Source organism: Cellulomonas sp. Root137 (assembly GCF_001426725.1).
Lineage (GTDB): Bacteria > Actinomycetota > Actinomycetes > Actinomycetales > Cellulomonadaceae > Cellulomonas.
Genome location: NZ_LMFG01000001.1, coordinates 756051 through 780898, shown reverse-complemented (window position 1 = coordinate 780898; position 24848 = coordinate 756051). Strand labels below are relative to the sequence as shown.

The 24848-nt window shown below is 73.6% G+C and carries 25 protein-coding genes and 1 riboswitch; of the genes, 13 read left to right on the top strand and 12 right to left on the bottom strand.

Annotated elements, in window-relative coordinates; all coding sequences use genetic code 11:
* Positions 1 to 223 precede the first annotated feature (223 nt).
* Positions 224 to 1078 (top strand): hypothetical protein, encoded by an 855-nt coding sequence (locus ASD18_RS03680; RefSeq protein ID WP_235522361.1) that lies wholly within the window; start codon positions 224 to 226, stop codon positions 1076 to 1078.
* A 233-nt stretch (positions 1079 to 1311) separates the two neighbouring features.
* On the opposite strand, the gene ASD18_RS03675 is transcribed toward ASD18_RS03680, so the two are convergent.
* Positions 1312 to 2571, bottom strand: coding sequence for a glutamyl-tRNA reductase (locus ASD18_RS03675; protein WP_056086797.1), 1260 nt, complete (start codon positions 2569 to 2571; stop codon positions 1312 to 1314).
* 46 nt (positions 2572 to 2617) lie between these two features.
* Here ASD18_RS03675 and hemE point away from each other — a divergent pair, with 46 nt between their 5' ends.
* From hemE to hemL, 6 genes are all read left to right on the top strand, one after another.
* Entirely contained in the window at positions 2618 to 3682 is a 1065-nt protein-coding gene (hemE, locus tag ASD18_RS03670) for a uroporphyrinogen decarboxylase (RefSeq protein WP_056086793.1), read from the top strand.
* Entirely contained in the window at positions 3682 to 4974 is a 1293-nt protein-coding gene (locus ASD18_RS03665; RefSeq protein ID WP_056086790.1) for an NAD(P)/FAD-dependent oxidoreductase, read from the top strand. The genes hemE and ASD18_RS03665 overlap by 1 nt, the downstream gene beginning before the upstream one ends.
* 163 nt (positions 4975 to 5137) lie before the next feature.
* The gene (hemC, locus tag ASD18_RS03660) at positions 5138 to 6109 is read left to right on the top strand and encodes a hydroxymethylbilane synthase (RefSeq protein WP_056086787.1); all 972 of its coding nucleotides are present in this window, start codon (positions 5138 to 5140) and stop codon (positions 6107 to 6109) included.
* Positions 6106 to 6933: a uroporphyrinogen-III synthase gene (locus ASD18_RS03655; protein WP_056086784.1), complete on the top strand. Its 828-nt coding sequence runs from the start codon at positions 6106 to 6108 to the stop codon at positions 6931 to 6933. The genes hemC and ASD18_RS03655 overlap by 4 nt, the downstream gene beginning before the upstream one ends.
* Positions 6933 to 7922, top strand: a complete 990-nt coding sequence (gene hemB / locus ASD18_RS03650; protein ID WP_056086779.1) for a porphobilinogen synthase — start codon at positions 6933 to 6935, stop codon at positions 7920 to 7922. Before ASD18_RS03655 ends, hemB begins: the two co-directional genes overlap by 1 nt.
* Positions 7919 to 9259, top strand: a complete 1341-nt coding sequence (gene hemL / locus ASD18_RS03645) for a glutamate-1-semialdehyde 2,1-aminomutase (RefSeq protein WP_056086777.1) — start codon at positions 7919 to 7921, stop codon at positions 9257 to 9259. The genes hemB and hemL overlap by 4 nt, the downstream gene beginning before the upstream one ends.
* Before the next feature lie 6 nt (positions 9260 to 9265).
* On the opposite strand, the gene ASD18_RS03640 is transcribed toward hemL, so the two are convergent.
* Positions 9266 to 9724, bottom strand: coding sequence for an Rrf2 family transcriptional regulator (locus ASD18_RS03640; protein WP_056086773.1), 459 nt, complete (start codon positions 9722 to 9724; stop codon positions 9266 to 9268).
* 93 nt (positions 9725 to 9817) lie between these two features.
* Between ASD18_RS03640 and ASD18_RS03635 the strand changes: the two genes are divergently transcribed.
* Genes ASD18_RS03635 through ASD18_RS03625 form a run of 3 tightly spaced genes read left to right on the top strand, consistent with a single transcriptional unit; the run spans position 9818 to position 12708 of the window.
* Complete coding sequence (locus tag ASD18_RS03635; protein ID WP_056086768.1) at positions 9818 to 10099, top strand: metal-sensitive transcriptional regulator; 282 nt, start codon at positions 9818 to 9820, stop codon at positions 10097 to 10099.
* Between the two features lie 12 nt (positions 10100 to 10111).
* Positions 10112 to 10351 carry a heavy-metal-associated domain-containing protein gene (locus ASD18_RS03630; protein ID WP_056086765.1) on the top strand — a complete coding sequence of 80 codons (240 nt, stop codon included), beginning with the start codon at positions 10112 to 10114 and terminating at the stop codon, positions 10349 to 10351.
* A 5-nt stretch (positions 10352 to 10356) separates the two neighbouring features.
* Entirely contained in the window at positions 10357 to 12708 is a 2352-nt protein-coding gene (locus tag ASD18_RS03625; protein ID WP_056086762.1) for a cation-translocating P-type ATPase, read from the top strand.
* A 3-nt stretch (positions 12709 to 12711) separates the two neighbouring features.
* Here ASD18_RS03625 and ASD18_RS03620 read toward each other — a convergent pair whose 3' ends face one another.
* From ASD18_RS03620 to ASD18_RS03605, 4 genes are read right to left on the bottom strand one after another with little or no spacing between them, the layout of a single operon-like run.
* Positions 12712 to 13485 (bottom strand): ABC transporter permease, encoded by a 774-nt coding sequence (locus ASD18_RS03620; protein ID WP_056086759.1) that lies wholly within the window; start codon positions 13483 to 13485, stop codon positions 12712 to 12714.
* Positions 13482 to 14381 carry an ABC transporter ATP-binding protein gene (locus tag ASD18_RS03615; protein WP_056086756.1) on the bottom strand — a complete coding sequence of 300 codons (900 nt, stop codon included), beginning with the start codon at positions 14379 to 14381 and terminating at the stop codon, positions 13482 to 13484. Before ASD18_RS03615 ends, ASD18_RS03620 begins: the two co-directional genes overlap by 4 nt.
* Positions 14378 to 14680 carry a transcriptional regulator gene (locus ASD18_RS03610; protein ID WP_056086753.1) on the bottom strand — a complete coding sequence of 101 codons (303 nt, stop codon included), beginning with the start codon at positions 14678 to 14680 and terminating at the stop codon, positions 14378 to 14380. The genes ASD18_RS03615 and ASD18_RS03610 overlap by 4 nt, the downstream gene beginning before the upstream one ends.
* Positions 14673 to 15290 carry a hypothetical protein gene (locus ASD18_RS03605; protein ID WP_056086751.1) on the bottom strand — a complete coding sequence of 206 codons (618 nt, stop codon included), beginning with the start codon at positions 15288 to 15290 and terminating at the stop codon, positions 14673 to 14675. Before ASD18_RS03605 ends, ASD18_RS03610 begins: the two co-directional genes overlap by 8 nt.
* Positions 15291 to 15406: 116 nt before the next feature.
* Here ASD18_RS03605 and ASD18_RS03600 point away from each other — a divergent pair, with 116 nt between their 5' ends.
* Positions 15407 to 16243: a CPBP family intramembrane glutamic endopeptidase gene (locus tag ASD18_RS03600; protein WP_056086749.1), complete on the top strand. Its 837-nt coding sequence runs from the start codon at positions 15407 to 15409 to the stop codon at positions 16241 to 16243.
* A gap of 4 nt (positions 16244 to 16247) precedes the next feature.
* On the opposite strand, the gene ASD18_RS03595 is transcribed toward ASD18_RS03600, so the two are convergent.
* On the bottom strand, positions 16248 to 16838 hold the full coding sequence (locus ASD18_RS03595; protein ID WP_056091496.1) for an HdeD family acid-resistance protein: 591 nt from the start codon (positions 16836 to 16838) through the stop codon (positions 16248 to 16250).
* Positions 16839 to 16987: 149 nt separating this feature from the next.
* Here ASD18_RS03595 and ASD18_RS03590 point away from each other — a divergent pair, with 149 nt between their 5' ends.
* Positions 16988 to 19528 (top strand): lysylphosphatidylglycerol synthase transmembrane domain-containing protein, encoded by a 2541-nt coding sequence (locus tag ASD18_RS03590; RefSeq protein ID WP_082573497.1) that lies wholly within the window; start codon positions 16988 to 16990, stop codon positions 19526 to 19528.
* 61 nt (positions 19529 to 19589) lie between these two features.
* Here the strand turns inward: ASD18_RS03590 and ASD18_RS03585 are convergent, their stop codons facing one another.
* The 3 genes from ASD18_RS03585 to ASD18_RS03580 form a co-directional block, all read right to left on the bottom strand.
* Entirely contained in the window at positions 19590 to 19967 is a 378-nt protein-coding gene (locus tag ASD18_RS03585; RefSeq protein ID WP_056086745.1) for a PLDc N-terminal domain-containing protein, read from the bottom strand.
* Positions 19968 to 20139: 172 nt separating this feature from the next.
* Positions 20140 to 20295 (bottom strand): hypothetical protein, encoded by a 156-nt coding sequence (locus tag ASD18_RS20960; protein ID WP_156387873.1) that lies wholly within the window; start codon positions 20293 to 20295, stop codon positions 20140 to 20142.
* 16 nt (positions 20296 to 20311) lie between these two features.
* Positions 20312 to 20386: riboswitch (cyclic di-GMP riboswitch) on the bottom strand.
* A gap of 122 nt (positions 20387 to 20508) precedes the next feature.
* Positions 20509 to 22371, bottom strand: coding sequence for a cytochrome c biogenesis protein DipZ (locus tag ASD18_RS03580; RefSeq protein WP_200938463.1), 1863 nt, complete (start codon positions 22369 to 22371; stop codon positions 20509 to 20511).
* 140 nt (positions 22372 to 22511) lie between these two features.
* Between ASD18_RS03580 and ASD18_RS03575 the strand changes: the two genes are divergently transcribed.
* Positions 22512 to 23192, top strand: coding sequence for a fasciclin domain-containing protein (locus ASD18_RS03575; RefSeq protein WP_056086742.1), 681 nt, complete (start codon positions 22512 to 22514; stop codon positions 23190 to 23192).
* Between the two features lie 239 nt (positions 23193 to 23431).
* Here ASD18_RS03575 and ASD18_RS03570 read toward each other — a convergent pair whose 3' ends face one another.
* Together ASD18_RS03570 and sigK are read right to left on the bottom strand one after the other, a co-directional pair.
* The gene (locus ASD18_RS03570) at positions 23432 to 24253 is read right to left on the bottom strand and encodes an anti-sigma factor domain-containing protein (protein ID WP_056086739.1); all 822 of its coding nucleotides are present in this window, start codon (positions 24251 to 24253) and stop codon (positions 23432 to 23434) included.
* Positions 24250 to 24825: an ECF RNA polymerase sigma factor SigK gene (gene sigK, locus ASD18_RS03565; protein ID WP_235522246.1), complete on the bottom strand. Its 576-nt coding sequence runs from the start codon at positions 24823 to 24825 to the stop codon at positions 24250 to 24252. Before sigK ends, ASD18_RS03570 begins: the two co-directional genes overlap by 4 nt.
* Positions 24826 to 24848 lie beyond the last annotated feature (23 nt).

The following is a 24848-nucleotide window of genomic DNA, read 5'->3' as shown; positions in this document are numbered from 1 at the left end:
GTTCGGGTGAACGGACGCCGCCCGCTTTGTCACTTCTGCCTGCCCTCCGGCGGAAGACGAAACGGTTCGACGGAACCGCTCTCAGGGCTTCTGACCTGCATCTTCACTCAAATGAGTGATCTCTCCTGGACACGTGCCCTATTTGGGTTGCACAATCGTGCACCGACCGGTCGGAAACATCCGGTTCATCCCTTTTCTGGCAAGGAAGCCCATCGTGACGCTCATGCAGAAGGCGATCACGCCAGCGCTCACCCGCGCGCACCTCACCGCGGGACACGATCGCCTGGCGGGGTACGTGGTGCGCGCTGAGGACGTCGCCTTCGCGACGACTCCGGCCCAGCTGTTCGAGGTGCACGGACTCGGCTACGAGGGCACGCCCTTCAGCCCGTACGACCGCTCCATCGACGTGCTGCGCTTCGAGTCGTCGCCGCAGCTGCAGTACCGCGACGTGCCCGGCTACATCCTGCCGCTGTGGTGGCTGCGCCACTCCCGCATCCCCCCGGGCGCCGAGCTCATCCGCATCTACGACAACGGCACGTCCACGCTGCTGGCCCGCTACGGCGACGTCGGTGCCGGCTGGACCGTCACGCAGCTGGGCGCCCCCCGCCCCTCGCTCGCCTCCTTGTCCCGCTGCGTCGGACCCGTCGCCAAGTGGCACGGCGCCTACCTCGAGGCCGACGTCGTCGACGGCGGTCACACCGTGGTCCTCGCCCTGGCCAACCCCCCGCTGGCCGAGACCGGGTTCCACCAGTCGCCGTCGGGCCGCTGGTACCGCCGCGTGGCCCGCGAGGACGTCACCGAGCTGTTCGAGCTGGACCTGACGGCCCGCTGGAACGGCCTGAGCGTCCGCGTCGTCGACCAGTGGCAGGACGCCCAGCGCTACGTCGTGGCTCGCATCTCGCACCTCGGCGACGACATCGAGCGCGCCGAGCGCCTGCACCTCAACCGCGTCGAGGCCGGTGTCTACGAGGGCATCGTCTACGCCGCCGAGCTGACCGACATCCAGACCAACCAGGTGGTTCCTCACACCTGGGCCCCCGGACCTGCTGCCCCCCGACAGCAGGTGGTGCGCTCCTAGGCGCACGGAACCGAGGGTTCCTCAACCAGGGTCACGCCAGCGTTGCTGTGACCCTCGCGGAACGCGTGCCGGGCCTGGCCCTCCCCCCCGTCCAGGCCCGGCACGCTCTACGTCCTACCGTCCCGCTCAGACCGGGAACGGAGGCCCCGCGACCATGTGGTTGAGCTCGGTATCCGGCCGCTGAGCGGCCACAGAGACATGGTCGACGCCCGCGCGGTCGACAGCCCGCGAGGTCAGTGCGCGTCGGCCGCCACGGTCGGGACCGGGATCGACGCCAGCTCCGTCAGCGCGACCGCGTACGTCGCCGCGTCGCCGGCTCGGGCGGCCTCGCGGGCGCGGACCGTGGGCGCGTGCAGCGCGGAGCGGGTGCGACGGCGCAGGGCCCGCTCGGCTCGCTCGTCGCGGAGCTCGGGAGGCAGCGCGCTCAGGCCGGCCTCGAGACCACCCAGCACGCGGGTCCGCTCCGCGACCACGGCCGGGTTCCAGTCGCGCACCCGCCGGTCGGCCTCGTACGCCTCGGCGGCGGCGTCGACGACCTCGTGGGCGGCGCGCACGGCGGCGTGCTCGGCCGGGGCGTGCTCGGCGACGGTGTGCAGGGAGACGAGCCGGACGCCGGGCAGCGTGCGGACGCCGGGGTCGACGTCGTGCCGGAGCGCGAGGTCCACGACGGTGAGCGAGGACGGCGTCCCGATGCGGGCGGCGGCGAGGGCGTCGACGCCGAGCACGGCACCCGCGGCCCCGCTGCACGCGACGACGAGGTCGACGTCGGACACCTCGGCCGCGAGGTCCGCCGACGCCGGCAGCGACCGGACGCCCCGTGCGGCCGCGAACGTGCCGGCGCGGCCGGAGGCGGAGAACACCCGGATGTCGCGCGCGCCGCGGGCCTTCAGGGCAGCCAGCGAGGCGCCGGCGTAGGAGCCCGTGCCGATGAGGACGCAGCGCACCGCGGACCAGTCGGGCAGGTGCTGCTCGGCGATGTCGAGCGCGACGCCGACCACCGAGCGGCCGGTGGCGCCGAGTCCGGTGCGACTCTCGACGGTGCGCGAGACGCGCGAGGCCGCCTGGAACAGGGACTCGAGGCCGGAGGTGGTGGTGTGGTCGCGGCGGGCGCTGGTCAGCGCGCGGCGGACCTGCCCGGCGATCTCCCGCTCGCCGACCACCATGGAGTCGAGCCCGCTGGCGACGGAGAACAGGTGCGCGGCTGCGTCGGTGCCCGTGCGGACGCGGAGGTGGCCGGAGACCTGCTCGGCGGTGTAGCCCGAGCGGCCGGCGACGGCGACGGCGGCGGTGTCCAGAGCTGCGGGGGTGTCGGCGGCGTCGTCGACCTCCAGGTACAGCTCGAACCGGTTGCACGTCGCCAGGACGACGGCACCGGACACGGACGCGACCGAGCCCACGAGCTCGGACGCGACGGCCTGCACGTCCGACGAGAGACGTTCCAGCACATCGAGGTCGAGGTCGTGGTGGCTGGCAGCGAGGGACAGCAGCACCACGTCCCCGAGTTAATCATCTCGACAATTGTCCGGCACAATCGAGCGTGTGAACCTTCCTTCCTCGCACCCCCTCGTCGACGGCCGCACGGAGAATTCTTCGCTCGTGCGCGCCTATTCCGGTGAGCGGCCCGAGCGGCGGCCGGTGTGGTTCATGCGGCAGGCCGGACGGTCCCTGCCCGAGTACCGCGAGGCGCGCGTCGGCACGGCCATGCTCGACGCCTGCCTGGACCCGGCGCTGGCGAGCGAGATCACGCTGCAGCCGGTACGCCGGCACGACGTGGACGCGGCGATCTTCTTCTCGGACATCGTCGTGCCCCTCAAGCTCGCGGGCGTCGACGTGGAGATCAAGCCCGGCGTCGGACCCGTGATGGGCTCCGCGGTCCGGACGGCCGACGACGTCGCACGCCTGCGCGACCTCGGCCCGCTGACCCCGCAGGCGCTGCAGCCGGTCTCCGAGGGCGTCGCGCTCACGGTCGCGGCCCTCGGCTCCACGCCCCTCATCGGCTTCGCAGGCGCACCCTTCACTCTCGCCGCGTACCTGGTCGAGGGCGGGCCGTCGCGCGACCACCTGGCCGCCCGCACCCTCATGCACGCCGACCCCGCCACGTGGACCGCGCTCACCGAGTGGGCCGCGGACGCGACCGGGGCGTTCCTGCGCGCGCAGGTGCTGGCCGGCGCCAGCGCGACGCAGCTCTTCGACTCCTGGGCGGGCTCGCTCGGACTGGCCGACTACACGGCCCACGTCGCGCCCGCGTCGGCCCGCGCCCTGAGCCACGTGCAGGACCTGGGCGTGAAGAAGGTCCACTTCGGCACCGGCACCAGCGAGCTGCTGGGCGCCATGCGGGACGTCGGGGCGGACGTCATCGGCGTCGACTACCGCCTGCCGCTGGACGAGGCGAACCGGCGGCTCGGCGGCACCACGCCGCTGCAGGGGAACATCGACCCGGCGCTGCTGGCCGCTCCCTGGCCGGTGCTGGAGGCGCACGTCCGTGACGTCGTGGCGCGCGGGTCGGTGGCGCCCGGGCACGTGGTGAACCTGGGTCACGGGGTGCCTCCGGAGACCGATCCGACCGTCCTGACGCGGGTCGCCCAGCTGGTCCACGACATCTGATGACCTGGGACGCGGTCGTCGTCGGCGGCGGGATCGCGGGGCTCGTCGCCGCGCGGGAGCTGGCCCGCGAGGGGCTGCGGACGCTGGTGCTCGAGGGCCGCGACGCACCCGGCGGGGCGGTCCGCGGGCACACGGTCGCCGGGCTGCGGCTCGACGCCGGCGCGGAGTCGTTCGCCACCCGCGGCGGCGTGGTGGCCGCGCTCCTCGACGAGCTCGGCCTGACGGACCGCGTCCGGACGCCCGAGCCCCACGGCTCGTGGGTGCACCTGCCGCACGGGGACGGCCCGCTCCCGCGCACCGGCCTGCTCGGCATCCCCGCCGACCCCTGGGCGGCCGACGTGCGCCGGACGATCGGCCTGCGGGGCGCCCTGCGCGCGAGCCTCGACCTCGCGCTCCCGCCGTCCAGCGCGGACACGCTCGGGGAGCTGGTCCGCCGGCGCATGGGCGCCCGGGTGCTGGACCGCCTGGTCCGGCCGGTGGTCGGTGGCGTGCACGCCGCGGATCCCGACGATCTCGCGGTCGATGCGGTCTCGCAGGGCTTGCCCGACGCCCTCCGCCGCGAGCGCGGCTCCCTCGCCCGCGCGGTCCGGAGCCTGCGCGCCTCAGCCCCGGCCGGCTCGGCGGTGCAGGGGATCGACGGCGGGCTGCACGTGCTCGTGGCCGCCCTCGTCGCGGACATCGAGGCGCACGGGGGCACGATCCGCACCCGCGCGACGGTGACGTCCCTGGACGACGAGCGCACGGACCGGTGGGTGCTCGCCACCCCGGCCGCCGTGGACCTGCTCGGCCTGCCGGTGGGCCACCCGGACCCGGGGGCGCAGGTCACCCTGGTCACGCTCGTGCTCGACGCCCCGGCGCTCGACGCCGCCCCGCGCGGCACGGGGGTCCTCGTCGCCCGCGAGGCCACGGACGTCTCCGCGAAGGCGCTCACGCACGGCACCGCCAAGTGGGCCTGGCTCGCGGAGGCCGCCGGCGCCGGCCGGCACGTCGTGCGGCTCTCCTACGGCCGGGCGGGCGAGGAGGGCGCGGAGCCTGACGTCGACACCGCGCTGCGCGACGCCGCCGTGCTCCTGGGCACCCCGCTGAGCCCGGAGCAGCTGGTGGGCCACGCGGTGGTCCGGTGGACGCAGGCGCTCCCGCGGCCGAGCGCCGAGCACGCCCGCGTGGTCGGCGAGGTCCGCGCCGCGGTGGAGGCGCTGCCCGGCGTGGCGGTGTGCGGCGCGTGGGTGGCCGGGAACGGGCTCGCCTCGGTGATCCCCGACGCCCGCGGCGCTGCGCGATCCGTGCTCTGACACCAATTCATCATTTTCTGACAACGCGTCGCCACGCAGTGGAAGAATGTCGCAGGTCACATTCTCGGTCGGCATTTTCTGACAGGTTGTCACGACGTCGTCACAGGATTTCGTGATTTCCTCGCACTTCGACATCCCCGCGACGGAGAGGGACACTGACGACATGCTCCAGCACGTGCGTGTCGGCACCCGCGCGAGCGCCCTCGCGCTCACCCAGACCGGCCACGTGGTCGACGCCCTCAGCACCCTGGGGCGCGGCGACCTCACCCTCGAGACCGTCCACATTCGCACGGACGGCGACCGGCTGACCGGCTCGCTGCAGAGCCTGGGCGGCACGGGAGTCTTCGTGACCGCGCTGCGGGACGCCCTCCTCGACGGTCGGTGCGACGTCGCGGTGCACTCGCTCAAGGACCTGCCCACGGGCGACGTCGAGGGACTGTCGGTGGTCGTCCCTGCGCGCGAGGACCCCAGCGACGCCCTGTGCGCCCGCAACGGCCTGACGCTGGCCGAGCTGCCGCAGGGCGCCACCGTCGGCACCGGGTCACCGCGCAGGGCCGCCCAGCTGCTCGCCGCCCGCCCCGACCTCGTGGTGGTCGACATCCGCGGCAACGTCGACACCCGCCTCGGCCGCGTGGCGGGTGCCCGCAGCGGTACGGGTGACCTCGACGCGGTGGTCCTGGCGCGCGCCGGTCTGGCCCGGCTGGGCCGCCTCGATGCGATGACCGAGGCGTTCGGACCGGACGTCATGGCACCGGCACCCGGACAGGGCGCGCTGGCCGTGGAGGTCCGCAGCTCCGACCTGGTCCCCGGCACATCCCTCGACGCGGCGCTCCGGGCGCTCGACCACCGGCCCACCCACCTGGCCGTGGTCGCCGAGCGGTCCCTGCTCGCGCGGCTCGAGGCCGGGTGCGCCGCGCCCATCGGAGCCACCGCCCACCTGGCCGACCACGGCCGGTCGCTGAGCCTGGAGGCCGTGATCGCCCGCCCCGACGGCACCGCCACCTTGCGCCGCGGCGGCGCGACCACGCTCGGCGCCGACAGCCTGGACGACGCCCGTCGCCTGGGCGTGGAGCTCGCCGAGACGCTCCTCGCCGCCGGCGCCGCCGACCTCGCCGTGCTGGGCGCCGTCCGATGACCGCCACGCCCGTCCTCCCGCTCTCCGGCTGGCGCGTGCTGGTCCCCCGCCCCTCCGCCGGCCGCAGCCCCGCCGAGGTCGCGCTCGCCGCCGCCGGTGCCGAGGCCGTCGTCGTGCCCCTCATCGAGACCGTGCCCCCCGAGGACCCGACCGAGCTGGACGACGCCCTGCTGGCCCTGGAGTCCGGGTGGTACGCGTGGCTCGTGCTCACCAGCGCGGCCGCGGTCCCGGTGCTGGTGGACCGCGCGCAGGAGAGCGCCGGCAGCCTCACGCAGCTGCTCGCCGACGGGCAGGTGCGCGTCGCCGCCATCGGGCCCGGCACGGCGCGTGCGCTGCGCGAGGCCGGCGTCGAGCCGGACCTGGTGCCGCGCGGCCAGTCCACCTCCCGCGCCCTGGTCGAGGCGTGGCCGGAGGCCGGCGAGTCCGCCCGTGTGCTCTTCCCGCGCGGCGACCTGGCGGCGGCGACGGTCTCCGACGGGCTGCGGGAGCGCGGGTGGGAGGTCACCGACGTCGTCGCCTACCGCACCGTGTCGGCGGCGCCGCCCCCCGACGACGTCCGCGAGGCCTGGACCGACGGCACCATCCGCGCCGCCCTGCTCACCTCGGCGAGCACCGTCCGGGAGCTCGCCGCGCGCCTGGGTCCACCCCCCACCACCACGTTGATGATCGGCATCGGCCCGTCGACCGCCGCGGAGGCCGCCCGCCTGGGCCTGCCGCTGGCCGGCATCGCCACCGAGCAGACGATGCTCGGCATGGTCGACGCCCTGACCCGCGCGGTCACCACCGTGCTGCCCGGCCCGATCCCCAGCCCCGAGGAGCTGTGATGACGAACGCCCGCAGGATCCGCCCCCGGCGTCTGCGCGCCACCCCGGCGCTGCGCCGCCTGACGGCCGAGACACGCCTCGACGCGGCACAGCTGGTGCTCCCGGTGTTCGTCAAGGAGGGTCTGACCGAGCCCCGCGAGATCAGCTCCATGCCGGGCGTCCACCAGCACACCCGGGACTCGCTGCGGAAGGCGGTCGCCGAGGCGGCCGGTGCAGGGCTCGGCGGCGTGATGCTCTTCGCGATCCCGACCGTCCGGGACGCGATCGGGTCGCAGGCCACGGACCCGAACGGCATCCTCAACCTCGCGATCGCGGACACGGTCGCCGAGGTGGGTGACGCGCTCGTCGTCCAGGCCGACCTGTGCCTCGACGAGTTCACCGACCACGGGCACTGCGGGGTCCTGACCCCGGGCGGGGCCGTGGACAACGACGCGACCCTCGTGCGGTACGCGGAGATGGCCCTCGCGCAGGCCGAGGCGGGCGCCCACCTGGTGGGGCTCAGCGGCATGATGGACGGCCAGGTCGGGTACGTGCGCGACGCCCTCGACGCCGCGGGTCGCGACGACGTCGCCGTGCTGGCCTACGCCGCCAAGTACGCGTCGGCGTTCTACGGTCCGTTCCGCGACGCGGTCGAGTCCCAGCTCGAGGGCGACCGCCGGACCTACCAGATGGACCCGGCGAACCGTCGCGAGGCCGTCCGTGAGGTGGCCCTCGACATCGCGGAGGGCGCCGACGTCGTCATGGTCAAGCCCGCGCTGGCGTACCTCGACATCCTGGCCGACGTGGCCGCCATGTCGTCAGTTCCGGTCGCGGCCTACCAGGTGTCCGGCGAATACGCCATGATCGAGGCCGCCGCCGCGCGAGGGTGGATCGAGCGCAGACGGGCGATCCTGGAGTCCGTGCTCAGCATCCGTCGTGCCGGTGCCGATCACGTGCTTACGTACTCTGCGACAGAGCTGGCCGGATGGCTGGCAGAGGAGATCCGATGAGCGTCACCACCAACGCGACGACGAGCGAGACGGTGTTCGCGCGCGCGAAGGCCGTCATCCCCGGCGGGGTCAACTCCCCCGTCCGCGCGTACGGCAACGTCGGCGGCACCCCCCGGTTCCTCGCGTCCGCCCAGGGCGCCTACGTCACGGACGTCGACGGCAACGAGTACGTCGACCTGGTCGGCTCCTGGGGCCCGGCCCTCCTCGGCCATGCACACCCCGAGGTCGTGGAGGCGGTCCGCGAGGCCGCCGGACGCGGGTTGAGCTTCGGCGCCCCCACGGTCACCGAGGTGGACCTGGTCGACGAGATCCGCTCGCGGGTCCCCCCGGCCGAGAAGGTGCGCCTGGTGTCCACCGGCACCGAGGCGACCATGACCGCCCTGCGTCTCGCCCGGGCGTTCACCGGCCGGGACCTGATCGTGAAGTTCGCCGGCTGCTACCACGGCCACGTCGACGCGCTCCTGGCCTCGGCCGGTTCCGGCGTCGCGACCCTCGGCCTGCCCGACTCGGCCGGCGTCTCCGCCGCGGTCGCCGGGGAGACGATCGTCGTGCCCTACAACGACGTCGAGGCCATCGAGGCCGTGTTCGCCGCGCACGGGGACCGCATCGCCGCCGTGATCACCGAGGCGGCGCCCGCCAACATGGGTGTCGTCCCACCGCTGCCCGGCTTCAACGCGTCGCTGCGCCGTCTCACGCTCGAGCACGGCTCGCTGCTCATCCAGGACGAGGTCCTCACGGGCTTCCGCGTCGGGTACTCCGGCTGGTGGGGCCTCGAGGGGCTGCGCGAGGGCTGGTCGGCGGACCTGCACACGTTCGGCAAGGTCATCGGCGGCGGCCTGCCGGTCGCCGCGGTCGGTGGGCGCCGGGACGTCATGGCGCTGCTGGCCCCCGTCGGCCCCGTGTACCAGGCGGGCACGCTGTCCGGGAACCCGGTGGCGACCGCGGCCGGCCTGGCGACGCTGCGGCTGGCCGACCTGGACGTGTACGCCCGGGTCGACGCCGTCTCCGCGCAGCTGCGCACCGAGCTGGGCGCGGCGCTCTCCTCCGAGGGTCTGCCGCACGCGATCCAGTGGGCGGGGAACCTGTTCAGCACGTTCTTCGGTGCCGACGCCGCCGCGCACGGGGCACGGAACTACGACGCTGTGCTGGCCACCGAGTCGTGGCGGTACGCGCCGTTCTTCCACTCGCTGCTGGAGTCCGGGGTCTACGCGCCGCCGTCGCCGTTCGAGGCGTGGTTCGTCTCGGCCGCGCACGACGACGCCGCGGTGGACCGGATCGTCTCGGCCCTCCCCGCAGCCGTCCGCGCGGCCGCCCAGGCGACCGCACCGACGGACTGACCGTTCCTACGGGTTGATCCAGGCGTCCTCGCGGGCGCCCAGGTCCCGCACGTGCGGGGGCAGCTCACCGGAGACCAGCGCCGCGAGCGTCACCCGGTCGAGCACGTCCCGCACGCTCACCCGCAGGGCGACCCACACCTGCAGCAGCGCCTCCGCCGACCCGCCGTACTCGAGCTCGGTCGGCCGCTCGTCGCGCACCGTGACGAGCGGGCCGTCGACCGCACGGATGACGTCGGCCAGCGTGATCTCGTCGGCGGGTCGTGCCAGCCGGTAGCCGCCGGAGCGTCCGCGGACGCTCGACACCACGCCGCCGCGGCGCAGGTCGCCGAGGATCCGCTCCAGGAACGCGACCGGGAGCTGCTGCCCGGCGGCGAGGTCGTCCGCCCGCACCGGATCCCCGTGAGGGGACGCCGCCAGCTCGGCGCACGCCCGCACCGCATAGTCCGCCTTCGCCGAGACCCGCATGCCGCTGATTCTGCCCCCCGCCCGGCTCCGGAATACCCCATGGGGGTATCGTGTTGCGCAAAGAGCACCCGCTCGACGACGAAAGAGGCCCCCATGCACGGTTACACGGACGCCAAGGACGACTACCTCAAGCGCCTGCGCCGGGTCGAGGGGCAGGTCCGCGGCATCGCACGGATGGTCGACGAGGACGTGTACTGCATCGACATCCTCACGCAGGTCGCCGCCGTCACGAAGGCCCTGCAGGCCGTGAGCATCGGCCTGGTCGAGGACCACCTCGCGCACTGCGTCGTCGACGCCGCCCGCCAGTCCCCCGAGGAGGGAGCGGCGAAGGTGAAGGAAGCCTCCGACGCCATCGCCCGCCTCGTCCGCAGCTAGAAGGAGCACCTGATGAGCACCACCCTCACCACCACGTTCGGCGTCGACGGCATGACCTGCGGCCACTGCGTCTCCGCCGTCACCTCCGAGCTGTCCGCCCTGCCGAGCGTCAAGGACGTCACGGTCCAGCTGGTCGTCGGCGGGTCGTCGACGGTCTCGGTCGTCTCCGACGCGCCCCTGGCCGACGACGCGCTCGCCGCGGCGGTCGTCGAGGCCGGCTACGCCGTCACCCCGCGGAGGTCCTTGCTGTGACAGAGATGAAGACCGGGAGCGAGCGGACCGTCGATCTCGCGATCGAGGGCATGACCTGCGCCTCCTGCGTCGCGCGCGTCGAGAAGAAGCTGAACCGGCTGCCGGGTGTCGAGGCGACCGTGAACCTGCCGCTGGAGTCGGCGCACGTCCGCGTGGACGGGCCGACCGCCACGGACGACCTGGTCGCCGCGGTCCGCGCCGCCGGCTACGACGCCACAGTGGTCCGCCCTCCGCACGAGCACCACGAGGGCATGGACCCGATCGAGCACGCCCTCTCGGGGCACTCGATGGCGCCCGGCCACGACATGGACCCGGACGAGGACACCTCGGCCCCGACCGACGCTCGCGGCACCGAGCTGCGCAGCCGCCTGCGGGTCGCCGCGGTGCTGACCGTCCCCGTGCTGCTGATCTCGATGATCCCCGCCCTCCAGTTCACCGGGTGGCAGTGGGTCGTCGCCGCGCTGGCTCTGCCCGTGGTCACCTGGGCCGCCTGGCCTTTCCACCGGGCCGCGTTCCGGGCCGCCCGGCACGGCGCCTCGACCATGGACACGCTGGTCTCGATCGGCATCATCGCCGCGACCGCGTGGTCCCTGTGGGCGCTGCTGCTCGGCGGAGCGGGCGAGCTGGGCATGACCATGACGCCCACGCTCTGGCCCAGGGCGGCCGAGGAGGGCATGGCGATCCCCGAGCTGTACTTCGAGGTCGCGGCCGTCGTCACCACGTTCCTGCTGGCCGGTAGGTACGCCGAGCACCGGTCGCGCCGACGCGCGGGCGACGCCCTGCGCGCGCTGCTGGACCTGGGCGCCAAGGACGTGTCGCTACTGGTCGACGGCACCGAGCGGCGCGTCCCCATCGACCGGCTCACCGTCGGCGACGAGTTCGTCGTGCGGCCGGGGGAGAAGGTCGCCACCGACGGGCTGGTGGTCAGCGGCACCTCCGCGCTGGACACCTCGCTGCTCACGGGCGAGCCCGTGCCGGTCGACGTCGGCCCCGGCGACGAGGTCACCGGCGCCACCATCAACACCTCGGGCGCGCTCGTCGTGCGGGCCACCCGCGTGGGCGCCGAGACGCGGTTGGCGCAGATCGGCCGGCTCGTCGCCGCCGCGCAGACCGGCAAGGCGCCCGTGCAGCGGCTCGCCGACCGGATCTCCGCGGTGTTCGTGCCGGTGGTGCTCGTGCTCGCGCTCGGCACGCTGGCGGTCTGGCTGCTCACCGGCTCGGGCGTGCAGGCCGCGTTCACCGCCGCCGTCGCCGTGCTGATCATCGCGTGCCCCTGCGCCCTCGGCCTCGCCACGCCCACCGCGCTCCTGGTCGGTACCGGCCGCGGCGCGCAGCGGGGCATCCTCATCAAGGGCCCCGAGATCCTCGAGCAGACCCGCACCATCGACACCGTCGTGCTGGACAAGACCGGCACGGTGACCGAGGGGCGCATGGCGCTGGTCGACGTCGTGGGCGAGACGGACGTCCTGCGGTACGCCGCGGCGGTCGAGCAGCTGGCCGAGCACCCCATCGGGCAGGCCATCGCGATCGCCGCCGGCCGCACGGACGGACCCACCGGGGGCGACGGCGTCGTCATCGGCTCCGACCAGGTGCTCGACTTCCGCGCCGAGGCCGGTCACGGCGTCTCCGGCGTGGTCCGCACCGCGCACTCGGGCGTCGGGCTGGGTCGTCGCGTCCTCGTCGGCAAGCCCGCGTGGCTCAAGGAGCAGGGCATCGACCCGACCGACTTCCAGGGCCCGTTCGACGCGGCCGAGGCCGACGGTGCCACGGCGGTCATGGTCGCCTGGGACGGCTCGCCCCGCGGCGTGCTGGTCCTGCGCGACCCGGTCAAGGCGTCCTCCGCGCAGGCGGTCGCCGAGCTGCGCGCCCTGGGCCTGCGGCCGGTCCTGCTCACCGGCGACAACGAGGGCGCGGCCCGTGCGGCCGCGCGCGAGGTCGGGATCTCCGAGGACGACGTGATCGCGCACGTGCTGCCCGCCGACAAGGTGGCGGTCGTCGCCCGCCTGCAGGCCGAGGGCGCACGCGTCGCGATGGTCGGCGACGGGGTCAACGACGCCGCCGCCCTGGCCACCGCCGACCTCGGCCTGGCCATGGGCACCGGCACCGACGTGGCGATCGAGGCCGCCGACATCACGCTGGTCCGCGGTGACCTGCGCTCCGCCGGCGACGCGATCCGGTTGTCCCGGCGCACGCTGCGGGTGATCAAGCAGAACCTGTTCTGGGCGTTCGCCTACAACGTCGCCGCGATCCCGCTGGCCGCCCTCGGCCTGCTCAACCCGATGATCGCGGGCGCCGCGATGGCGCTCTCCTCGGTGCTGGTGGTCGGGAACTCGCTCAGGCTGCGACGGTTCGAGTAGGACTCAGTGGAACCGGCGGCCCTCGTCGCGGCGGTACGCCGTCACGGCGAGGGCCGCGAACGCCACTGTCCACGCGAGGATCACCACGAGGGCCCCCGCGTAGGCCTCGTACCCGGTCACCGCCTGCACGGCCAGGTCGCGGGCAGCCCGTGACGGCAGGAACTTCGACAGGGTGTCCAGCCACCCCGGGAACGCCTCCGGCGGCAGGAACAGCCCGCCGGCGAACGCGAGCGGGAACAGGGTGGCCTGCACCACCGCGATCGCGGCCTTGGAGCTGAGCCGGTACCCGATCGCGAGCCCGAGCAGCAGGAACGGCACGGCCACGGCGGGCACCATCGCGATCGCCGCGAGCGCCTGGGCGGGGGTGAGCGTCGCCGCGGTGAGGAACGCGCCGAGCAGGACCAGCGGCACCAGGGCGAGGTAGGACCAGAGCACCCCGTTGAGCACGCGGCCGACCAGCCGCGGCCCGGCGCCGGCGGGCAGCGTGCGCAGGAACGGGTCGAACGGCATCGCGCGGTCCTCGGAGACGCCCACGCCGAACGAGAACAGGCACGTGGACATCACCGCGAACACCCCGAGCTGCGCGATCGCGGCGGTGGCGATCCCCGGGTCGTCGGCCACCGACCGCTGCGGGATGACGAAGAACAGCAGGGCCAGCGACGGGAACAGCAGGTTCCCGATCACCGCGATCGGGATCCGCACGGTCTCGAGGAACTGGAACCGGGCGTGCAGGACGGCCAGCGACCAGAACGGGCGTGGCGCGAGAACGGTGCTCATCGGACGACCTCCTCCTTCTGCGTGAGCGTGAGGAACGCCTCCTCCAGCGAGGCGCCACGGACCTCCAGGCCCTCGAACGGCACGGCCTGCTCGACGAGGGCGCGCACCACGCGGTCGGCGTCCGACGCGAGCACGGTCCACCGCCCGTCGCTCGCCTGCTGTGCGCTGGCCGCTCCGGGCAGCCGGGCCAGGTCGACGCCGTCCCCGTCCGGCACCGCGAAGATCACGCGGCGCAGCCCGACGAGCCCGAGCACCGAGCTCAGGGTGTCGTCGGCCAGCACCCGGCCCTCGCCGATCACCACCACGCGCTCGGCGAGCGCCTCGATCTCCTCCAGGTAGTGGCTGGTCAGCAGCACGGTCGCGCCGTCCGCGTGGTAGTCGCGCAGCGCCTCCCACAGGATGTGCCGCGCCTCGACGTCGAGCCCGGTGGTCGGCTCGTCGAGGAGCACCAACCGGGGCCGGCCCACGAGCGCGAGGGCCACCGCGAGCCGGCGCTTCTGGCCGCCCGACAGACCGCCGGTCTGCCGTCCGGACAGGTCCTCGAGCCCGAACCGGGCGAGCACCTCCGCGCGCGTCATGGGGGCGGGGTAGTGCCCCGCGACGAGGTCGACGACCTCCCCGACCGTGAGCGTCGGCGGCAGCCCGGTCTCCTGCGGCGTGGTCCCGAGCGCGATGCGCGACGACGCGTCCCGCGGGTCCCCACCGAACAGCCGGACGGTGCCGGAGTCCGCCCGGCGCAGGCCGCTGACCAGGCTGAGCAGGGTCGTCTTGCCGGCGCCGTTCGGTCCGAGCAGCCCGACCAGCTGCCCCTCGCCGACGCTCAGCGACACGTCGTCCAACGCGGTCACCGCCCCGAACGTGCGGGTGACGTGCTCCAGCTCCACGACGGTGGTCATGACGTTCCTCCCAGCAGTGAACGCAGCGTCTGCGTGTACCTCTCGAACGCGAGCCGTCCGGCCAGCGTCAGCTCCACGTAGGTGGCCGGGGTCCGGCCCTCATGGGTCTTGGTGATCGTCACGTAGTCCGCCTCCTCGAGTCGGCGCAGATGGGTGGACAGGTTCCCCGCGGTCATGTCGAGCAGCTTCTGCAGCCGCGGGAAGGAGATGCGGTCGTGCGTACCGAGCGAGGCCAGCGTGGCCACGACCCGGAGCCGGGCCTGCGCGTGGATGACGGGGTCGAGCTGCTCGTCAGGCACGGGGCCGGATCCGCGTGACGAGGCCGAGCGCGAGCATCCCTCCGCCGCCCGCGAGCGCCATGACCAGGTAGGACGCCGGCAGCCCGGTGAGCGCGGCCGCCGCCCCGACGAGCGCCATCCAGCCGCCGACCACGTACATCCCCGTGTCGTCCCAGAGCAGCCCGCCCGCGATGTACAGCAGCCCGACCACCAGCGCCGCGATCGCGTTGGCTGCCAGCCCGGTCACCTCGTCCGAGGCTCCCGCCCGGCCCAGCCCGCCGACGATCAGGCTCTGCGCGACGAAGCCGATCGGCCACGCCCAGCCGTACAGGGCGCCCTGGCGTGCCCCGGCGCCGGCGATCCCGTGCGTCCGGCGCAGCACGTGCACGATCGTCAGCACCACGGCCACCAGGCCGAGGCCGATCGCGACGACCACCGCGAGCAGCGACGGGCGGCGGTCGTCGCCGGCGGTCAGCCACATCGCGCCGTACCCGAGCAGCCAGGCGGTGCCCCAGAGCGCGAAGATCCAGGTGCTCGACGGGCGGGTGTCCTCGGCCAGCGCGCGCTGTGCGGCGATGATCGCGAGCGCGTCGGCCGGGTCCGGTGCTTCGTCCGGTGGGTCGGTCGCCATGGCCCCTCCTAGGTTTGTCTCACAAAGTAGTTTGCCCGATGCGCTCCTGGCAAGAGGATTTCGGCACACAGGCGCGATCCAGCCGACACCCAGGCTTCCGGCCTACGCTGCGAGCCATGACTGCGCCGACGCCCGCCGACGCGACCCCGGACGACCTCGCCGCCCCGGTGCTCACGGCCCCGCCGCCCAGCCAGCGCGCCTACCGCCGCCGGCTCACCACCGAGATCTGGATCGTGCTCGGCCTGTCGCTCGGCAAGTCCGGGCTCTACGCGGTGGTCAACATCATCGACCGGCTCACCGCCGGCCCCCCGCTGGCGGACCAGTCGACCACCCTCAACCCCAGCCGCTCACCGCGCCCCTGGCTCGACCTCACCTACCAGCTGCTGCAGATCGGCTTCGCGCTGGTCCCCGTCGCGCTCGCCCTGTACCTGCTCTCGGCCAACGGGAAGTCGGCAGTGCGGCGCATCGGCCTCGAGCTCACGCGCCCGTGGCGTGACCTCGCCGTCGGCGTGGGCCTGGCCGCGCTCATCGGCATCCCCGGGCTCGGCCTGTACGCGCTCGCGCGCGCGCTCGGGCTGGCCGTCGAGGTCCAGGCGTCGGCCCTCAACGCGGCCTGGTGGACCATCCCCGTGCTCCTCCTCGCGGCGCTGCAGAACGCGCTGCTCGAGGAGGTCATCGTCGTCGGCTACCTGATGGAGCGGCTGCGCGAGCTGCGCTGGAGCGCGCCGGCGATCGTCGTCGCCAGCGCGCTGCTGCGCGGCTCGTACCACCTGTACCAGGGCTGGGGAGCGTTCGTCGGGAACGCGATCATGGGTCTGCTGTTCGCCGAGTACTACCGGCGCAAGCGACGCGTCATGCCGCTCGTCATGGCGCACACCCTCATGGACATGGTCGTGTTCGTCGGCTACGCGCTCGTCCCTGCCGCGTGGCTGGCGGCGGTGGGGCTCAACTAGGTCGTCAGATCGTGGCCGACCCCTGGTCCAGCTGCTTGGCCAGCTGCTTGGTGGCGAAGCCGCTGACGATGAGCACCACGCCGCCGACGAAGGCGAACAGGCCCAGCAGCACGACGATCACGCTCACCGACGTCTGCGGGTTCATGATCAGCAGCAGCCCGAACAGGAACGCGATCAGGCCGAACGTCAGCACCCAGTACCAGCCGATGTCCCGCGACCGGTACAGGACCACCGCCGCGATCACCGACAGGACGCCGAGCACCAGCACCCAGAGGGCGATCAGGTAGAAGATCACCTGCGCGGTCGGCCCGGTCCACACCACCGCCGTCACACCGAACGCGATGCCGACGAGACCCGAGATCAGCCACCAGCCGGCGCCGGGCTCCTTGCGGTTGCCCAGCCACTGCGCGATGGCCACGAGCCCGTCGATGATCGCGAACACCCCGAACACCCACACGAGCGCCTTCACCGTGCCCAGCGGCTGCACGAGCATGAACAACCCCAGGATCACCAGCACCACGCCGCGCAGGATGGGGAGCCACCAGATCCTGCGGAGCGCTGACGAGACGTCGGCGGTGCTCAGCTCGTCGGACATCGAGGCCTCCACAGGGGTCGGAACCACGGGATCGGGATCCTCACGCTAGCGGGAGGATCCGGACGAAGCGCCCCGACGCGCGCGCAGCCGTCCCGGCAGGTCACGCGCCCTACCGGGCAGGTCCGGCGTGGCTGCCTAGACTCGCCCCTATGCCCGCGACGCCCGCCAGTCGCGCAGCGGCAGACGCCGCTGCGCCCACGGACGTCGTCGCGCCCGCGGAGCCTGCCGAGGTGGCCGCAGATCCTGCACGGGATGTCGTGATCCACGACGTCCCCACCGTCCGCGTGCACCACCCGAGCGACCTGCTGGGCACGGTGCTGTCCGCCCTCGGCATCGCACTCGTGCTCGTGCTGGCGACGTACGCCCACAACACGACCACCGGCGTGGCGGAGGACGTCCAGGGCTTCGCCACCCTGCTCAAGCGGATCCTCTTCGTCCCCGTCACCCTGCTCGAGGGCTTCGTCATCGTCGCCGTCCCCCTCGCGGTCATCACCGAGCTCGCGATCCGCCGGCTCGGCCGCCAGCTGCTCGAGGGCATGGTCGCCGCCCTGGCCGCCCTCTTCCTCAACGCGGTCGTCTACTGGGCCATCACCACGCTCGGGTCCGACGAGCTCGTGGTCGGCATGTCGATCCGGTCGGACAACACATGGGTCGTCACGCTCCCCGGGTACGTCGCGCTGCTGGTCGGCCTGCTCACGGTCGTCGGCCCGCGCGGTCGCCGCCGGACGGTCAAGTGGTCGTGGAACCTCATCTGGGTCGCGATCGGCGTGCTGCTCATCACCGCCGGCGTCTCGCTGCCGGGGCTGGCCGTCTCCTTCCTCATCGGCCGCGTCACGGGACTCGGGGTGCGCTACCTGTCCGGCGTGCAGTCGGAGCGGGCGTACGGCGCGAGCCTGGTGGCCGGTGTGCGGCGCGCCGGGTTCGAGCCCGTCCAGCTGAGCCGGGTAGCCGACGCGACGACGGAGGCGGAGTCCGAGGTCGGGGCCGACGAGCTCGACGGCGACTCCGCCGCCCGGGCGCTCACCCGCTCGACCGACCACCGCGTGTACGAGCTGACGACCGACGACGGCGACGAGCTGGACCTGGTGGTCGTCGACGGCGACCGGCAGGTGGTCGGCATGCTGACCCGCCTGTGGCGGTCGCTCCGGCTGCGCGGGATCGAGGGGCGCTCGGTGGTGTCCCTGCGCCAGGCGGCCGAGCGGACCGCGCTGCTCGCCTACGCCGCCCGCGCCGCCGGCGTCCGCACGCCCAAGCTGCTGAGCATCGCCGAGGCCGACGACTCGATGCTGCTGGTCCAGGAGCGCCCCGGGCACGCGGTCCCGCTCAGCGACCTCACGGCCGACGAGCTCACCGACGAGGTGCTCGAGGAGATCTGGGCCCAGCTGCAGCTCGCGCACGACGCCGGGATCGCGCACCGGTCCCTGACCAGCGACGTCCTGCTCGTCGAGACGGTGGTCGGCCGGCCCGTGGTCTGGCTGACCAGCTGGGAGCAGGGCGACGTCGCCTCGTCCGAGCTGGCCCGCCGCATGGACGTCACCCAGCTGGTGGCCCTGCTCGCCCTGCGGGTGGGGGCCACGCGCGCGCTGGAGTCCGCGGCGAGCGTGGTCCCCGCCGAGCACGTCGCGGCGATCGGGCCGCTGCTGCAGACGATCACGCTGCCCCGACTGACCCGCGACGAGATGCGGGCGGACAAGAAGGTGCTCGCCGAGCTCCGGTCGGCGCTCGTCGCCCGGCTGCCCGAGGCCGACGTGGAACCGCAGCAGCTCGTCCGCTTCGGCGCACGCACGGTGATCACGATCGTGCTGCCGATCGTCGCGATCGTCTTCGTCATCACCAGCATCAACGTCGACGAGATCACCTCCGCGCTCGCAGCCGGCGACTGGCGCTGGACGGTGGTCGCGTTCGCGCTCGGGCTCGTCACGCTCGTCGGGGCCGCGCTGGCGTTCGTCGCGTTCTCGCCGGTCAAGCTGCCGCTGTGGCGCGCCACGCTGGTGCAGACCGCTGCGACGTTCGTCGGGCTGGCCGCACCCGCCGGCATCGGACCGGCCGCGCTGAACCTGCGGATGCTCACCAAGCGGGGGGTGTCCACCACCCTGGCGGCGGCCACCGTCGCGCTCGTCCAGGTGAGCCAGTTCGTCGTGACGCTCGGTCTGCTGCTGGTCCTGACCATCGCGTCCGGCAACAAGGAGTCGGCGCTGCCGGTCTCCCCCGTCGTCCTGCTCGTCCTCGGGATCGTCGCCGCGCTCGTCGCGTCCGCGCTCCTGGTGCCCAAGGTGCGTCAGTGGGTGCTCGCCAAGACCATGCCGACCCTGCGCCAGACGTGGCCCCGCCTCATCGAGGTGCTCGGGCAGCCGTGGCGGCTGGCGCTGGCCGTCGGCGGCAACCTGCTGATGACGCTCGGCTTCATCTTCGCGTTCGACGCGAGCCTCGCCGCGTTCGGCCAGGACGCCACGCTCATCCAGGTGGCGCTGGTCTACCTGGCCGGCAACACCGCGGGCGCGCTGATCCCGACGCCCGGCGGCATGGGCACGATCGAGCTGGCCCTCGCCACCGCGCTCACCAGCTTCACCACGATCAACCCCGGCGTCGCGACGTCGGTCGCGGTCCTGTTCCGGGTGGCCACCTACTGGCTGCGCATCCCGCTCGGCTGGGTGGCCATGCGGGTGCTGCAGAAGACCGGCGAGCTCTAGGCAGCGGTCCGGGCCGGCACCTGTGCGGTACCGGCCCGGAGGGCTCGTGCGTCGTCGTCGGTCAGGCGAGCGCCTTGGCCTTGAGCGTCGCGAACTCGTTGGCGTCGATCGTGCCCGAGTCGAGGAGCGCCTTCGCGTCGGCGATGTGCTCGGCCGGGGACTTGCCCGCCACTTCTCGGATGTAGCTGTCGGTGTCGGACCTCGCCTGCTGGACGGCCTGCATCTGCCGCTCCGCCATGCCCTTGCCACGGGCGATCACGTAGATCAGCGCGGTCAGGAACGGCAGGAAGACCAGCGCGATGATCCAGACGGCCTTGGCGAAACCGCCGAGGTCACGGTCACGGAACAGGTCCCCGAGGATCTGGAAGAGGATGACGAGGTAGGCGAAGAAGAGGAACCAGTAGACGAGAAGCCAGAACCAGTCCAAGAAGCTGTCCATGTGACCTTCTCTCCGGAAGTGCCCCCGATCGGGAGCTCGCTCACGTCGAGGCTAGTGGACATGCCGGACAAAAAGCAGCCACCGACACACGCTGACCTGCGGCAACGTCGAACCCCCCGGAGCCGGAGGCTCCGAGGGGTTCGACGAGGAGGGCTTGCCGTGCTTCGAGACCTCAGGCCGCCGCGTGCTCGCGCTGCGCCGGCACCAGCTCGATCACGCTGCGACGAGCAGCGAGCCCAGCCCACGCGGAGACGCGAGGAGCCGGGAAGGCCGGGGTGGGGGTGATGGAGGTCTCGGACGGGTCTGCTGAGAATCCACGCTGGTCCATGACACAGTCCTGTCTGTTCGGTAGCCCGGCTGACCCTGTAGGTCCCGTGGCTTTGCGTCCCCTCCTTGCGGAGGGTTTGCCGTTTTCGCTGACAAGTCCGACATTAGAGCAACATGAGAGTTCGTGGAAGCGTGTCACCGGTACCAGAACCGGACATACGACCAATTCACCCGCTCGGACGTATCTGAACGGTGGCCTCACGCTCGTCGCCGCTCACCCGAAGGTGAACGAGAACACCTGGACTCCTGCCTGCGCAGTCAGCTCGACGGTGCCGTTCCGTACTGAATCGTCGTCGACCAGCGCGTATGCCCGCGGCGGGCCGTCCACCGCCAGCTCCACCCGGTCCACGACCGATCCGTCCTCGTCCCGCACGACGGCCGTGACCGCCCCCGTCCCGCCGAGGACCACCTGCACCACCTCGGCGTGGTAGCGCAGACGCAGCTGCGCGTCCGGGCCCGCGGTCGCGCCCTGGTAGTCGGTGGTCCACGTCCCGCCGAACGCGACCGTGTCCTGCGCCTGGTCCGTGGGGAACGTGTAGGTGGCCGCACCCTCGCGGTAGTCGCCCGCCACGTTCGCGTGCTTGCTCACCGACAGGAACGTCTCCGGGGTGACGTCTCCCACCGGCGTCGCGTCGTCCACCTGGGTCGGCGCGGGCAGCGTCACGCCGGGGTCCGCCTGCGTCAGGAGCTCCCTGATCAGCGACTCCGTCTGGGCGTAGCCGCCCTCGCCCTGCGAGACCTGGCGGATCTGGCCGTCGGCGTCGATGAGGTAGTGCGCCGGCCAGTAGCGGTTCCGGTAGGCGGTCCACGTGGCGTACGAGTTGTCCTGCGCCACCGGGTACGTGATGCCCAGCCGCTCGGCGCCGTCGACGACGTTGCGGGTCTCGCGCTCGAACGCGTACTCGGGGGTGTGCACGCCGACCACCACCAGGCCGTCGTCGCGGTACGCCTCCTGCCACGCGGTCACGTGCGGGACCGAGCGCTGGCAGTTGATGCAGGAGTACGCCCAGAAGTCGAGGAGCACGACCTTGCCGCGCAGGTCCGCCAGGTCGACCGGAGCACCGTCCGGGGTGTTCAGCCAGGTATCGATACCTCGGATCGCCGGCGCGGGTCCGCAGTCCTCGAGCTCGGCGGAGTTGTTGCTGCACTCGGCCAGCTGCCGGTTCTCGTCCGTGACCAGCCCGCCGAGGTCCAGCTGCTCGCGCACGGTCTCGTTGGCGGCGACCTTCGCCTGGAGCGACTCCGTGTAGCCGGGCAGCGCGCGCTGGATCGCGTCGGTCAGGTTGAACGCGAGCGCGAGGGCGAGCGCGATCATCAGTGCGCCGCCCGCCGCGCGGATGCCGCGCTGGTGGGTGCGGAACGCGGCGATGCGCTCGGCCACCCGGCGGCCCGCGAGCGCGAGGACCAGCAGCGGGATCGACGCGCCCAGCGCGAACGCCACCGTCAGGACCACGGTGCCGGGGCCGACCGACCCCGTCGCGCCCGCCACCGTGATCGCGGCGAGCACCGGCCCGGCGCACGGCACGTACACCGCGCCGAGCCCGAGGCCCAGCACGAAGCCGCCGCGACCGGCGCCGGGTGCGCGCTTCGGGGTCAGCCGCTGGAACGGGCGCTCCAGGACCTCCTCGAACCGCGGCACCAGCAGGCCGACGCCCAGGAGCGCGAGCACCGCGATGCCGGCCCAGCGCAGCAGGTCCTGCGGCAGGCCGAGGAGGTTGAGCAGCAGCGTGCCGACGAGGGTGACCAGCGTGAAGCTGGTGACCAGGCCCGCGATGACGAGGTAGGGACGGCGGGCCGACGCCTTGTCACGCGTGGTCGTCGCCTCTGCGGGTGGTTCCAGGGTGGCGACGCCGCCGGGCGTCCACGTGGTGCCGCTCGACAGGAACGACGGCTGGGCCATCGCCCCCACCGAGCCGGCGGCGCCCTTCGTGGTCCTCGTCGTGGCGGATGGTCGGGCACGTGCCCCTTCCACGCCGCCCGCGAAGAACACCACGGGCAGCACGGGCAGGATGCACGGCGAGATGCCGGTGATGAGGCCACCGACGAGGCCGATGAGCGCGAGCGTGAGCAGGTCCATGGCCGGGGTTCGCCGCCGCGACCCTCGGGGATGGGTCCTCGTCGCAACCGACACCCATCCGCTCCCCCGACGGTGCCGAACCCCTCCCGAGAGACGACCGGGCGGGTACCCACCCGGACCTGATTCAAGGGAGAGCCACCATGCGCACCACGAACCGCACCCGTATCGCCGCCGTCCTGCTCGCCGGCGTCACGGGCCTCGCCCTGACCGCCTGCAGCTCCGGCGCGGCCGACGACACCGCCGGCTCCGACTCGTCGGCCTCGATGGAGGCGCCCATGGAGACGCCGTCGGAGATGCCCAGCGAAGACGCGATGACCGCGGACCCCGCCGCCGACCTCGTCGGCCCCGGCTGTGCCGACTACGCCGCCGCGGTCCCGGACGGCCCGGGCTCCGTGACCGGCATGTCGGCCGACCCGGTCGCGGTGGCCGCGTCGAACAACCCGCTGCTCACCACGCTCGTGTCCGCGGTGTCCGGCCAGCTGAACCCGGACGTCAACCTGGTCGACACCCTGAACGGTGACGAGTTCACGGTGTTCGCGCCGGTCGACGACGCGTTCGCCAAGATCGACGCCGCGACCATCGAGTCCCTCAAGACCGACTCCGCGACGCTCTCGTCGATCCTCACGTACCACGTGGTGCCCGGGCAGCTGTCGCCGGACATGGTGGTCGGCACGCAGACCACCGTCCAGGGCGGCACCGTCGAAGTCACCGGCTCCGGCGACTCGCTCATGGTCAACGGCGCCACCGTCATCTGCGGCGGCGTCCACACCGCCAACGCGACCGTCTACCTCATCGACTCGGTGCTCATGCCGACGATGTGACGACCCGGCGGGCCGGTCGCTTCGGCGGCCGGTCCGTCTGCGCTCGCCGGTTCACCGGGCGAGCAGCGGAGCCCCCTCGCAGGGTACGGCGAGGGGGCTCCGTCGCGTCCTGACCCGCACGTGCCGCGGCAACCGGCCGGTGTCGAGCTCGGTGGTTGCCGTCGAGCTCGGTGGCTCCAGCTACCGAGCTCGACGCGAAGCACCGAGCTCGCGGGCGGCAGACGTGATCCGCGGGCGGGTCAGGTGGCCGAGAGGACGACCAGCGGGTCCGTCGTCGGCTGCGTGGAGCCGCCGGCCGGTTCGACCGTGATGGCCAGGGCGGCGCCCGCGGAGAAGTCGTCGGCCAGCTGGCGGACCGCGCCCGCGTCGTCGGCCAGCACTCCGGCGGACGCGGCGCCGTCGGCGTCGACCACCCAGAGCTGGTACGCCTTGTCGTCGCCGGGGTCCGGCAGGCCGGTCGCGCTGAAGAGGGCGCGGTCGTCGGTGAGGATCGCGGTCGCGGTGCCGCCGCCGGTGACGTCGCCGTGCACGACGACGGCCGACGGGTCGGTGAGCAGGTCCGCGAGCGCCTGCTGCTGCTGCTCGGCCTCGCTGGCGCGCTGCGCCTGCTGGACCGCGAGCGCGGTGGGGACGGCGGCGCCGATGACGACGGCCGCGGCGACGGCGAGCCAGCGCGTGCGGGACGGGCGTCGACGGTCGGCGAGGTTCGTCACACCCGGCGCCGGGGCGTCGAGCGGCGCAGCGGCGCCGGACGCGGCAGGACTCTCCGGCGACGCGCGACCCGCCGGTGCGTCCGCCACCGCGTGGCGCGGACCTCCGAGCGGGCCGAGCTGCGGGACGTCGGCGATCGCAGCCAGGACCGAGGCGCGCAGCGCGGCCGGGGGCTCCCCGGCCACGGCGTCGCCCAGGGTCGCCGCGACGGCGCTGAGCTGCGCGAGCTCGGCGGCGGCCGCGGGGTCGGTGGCCACGAGCTGCTCGACGGCGGCGCGCTCGTCGGCGTCGACCGCGTCCAGCGCGTAGGCGCCGAGCAGGGAGCGGGCGTCGTCGTCGGAGATCGTCATGACGTCACCCCCAGGCAGTCGCGCAGGCGGAGCAGGCCGTCACGGATGCGGCTCTTCACCGTGGGCAGCGGCGCGGCGAGCTCGTCGGCCACCTCACGGTAGGTCCGGCCGCCGTAGTACGCGAGGACCACCGCCTGCTTCTGGGTGGACGTCAGGGTGCCGAGGCAGTCGCGGACGCGGACCTGCTCGAGGGCGGACTCGACCTCGTCCGCGACGACGTCGAACTCCCGCTCGGTGCTCCCGTCGAGCACCCGCTGGTCGCGGTCGCGCTGCGCCTGCACCGCCCGGACGCGGTCGACGGCCCGCCGGTGGGCGAGCGTCAGGGTCCAGGTGCGGGCGGAGCCGCGGGCGGCGTCGAACCGGGCGGCGGTGCGCCAGACCTCGACCCAGACCTCCTGGGCCACCTCGGCGGCGTGGTCGGGGTCCCGCAGGACGCCGAGGCAGGTGCCGAAGACCCCGCGGCCGAGGGTGTCGTAGAGGACCGCGAACGCCGAGTCGTCGCCCTGCGCGACGTCCGAGAGCAGGGACTCGGCGGAGCGCGGCGCGTCCGCCTCGCCAGGTCCTCGCTCCACGCGGGCCAGTGTGCCCCACCGCA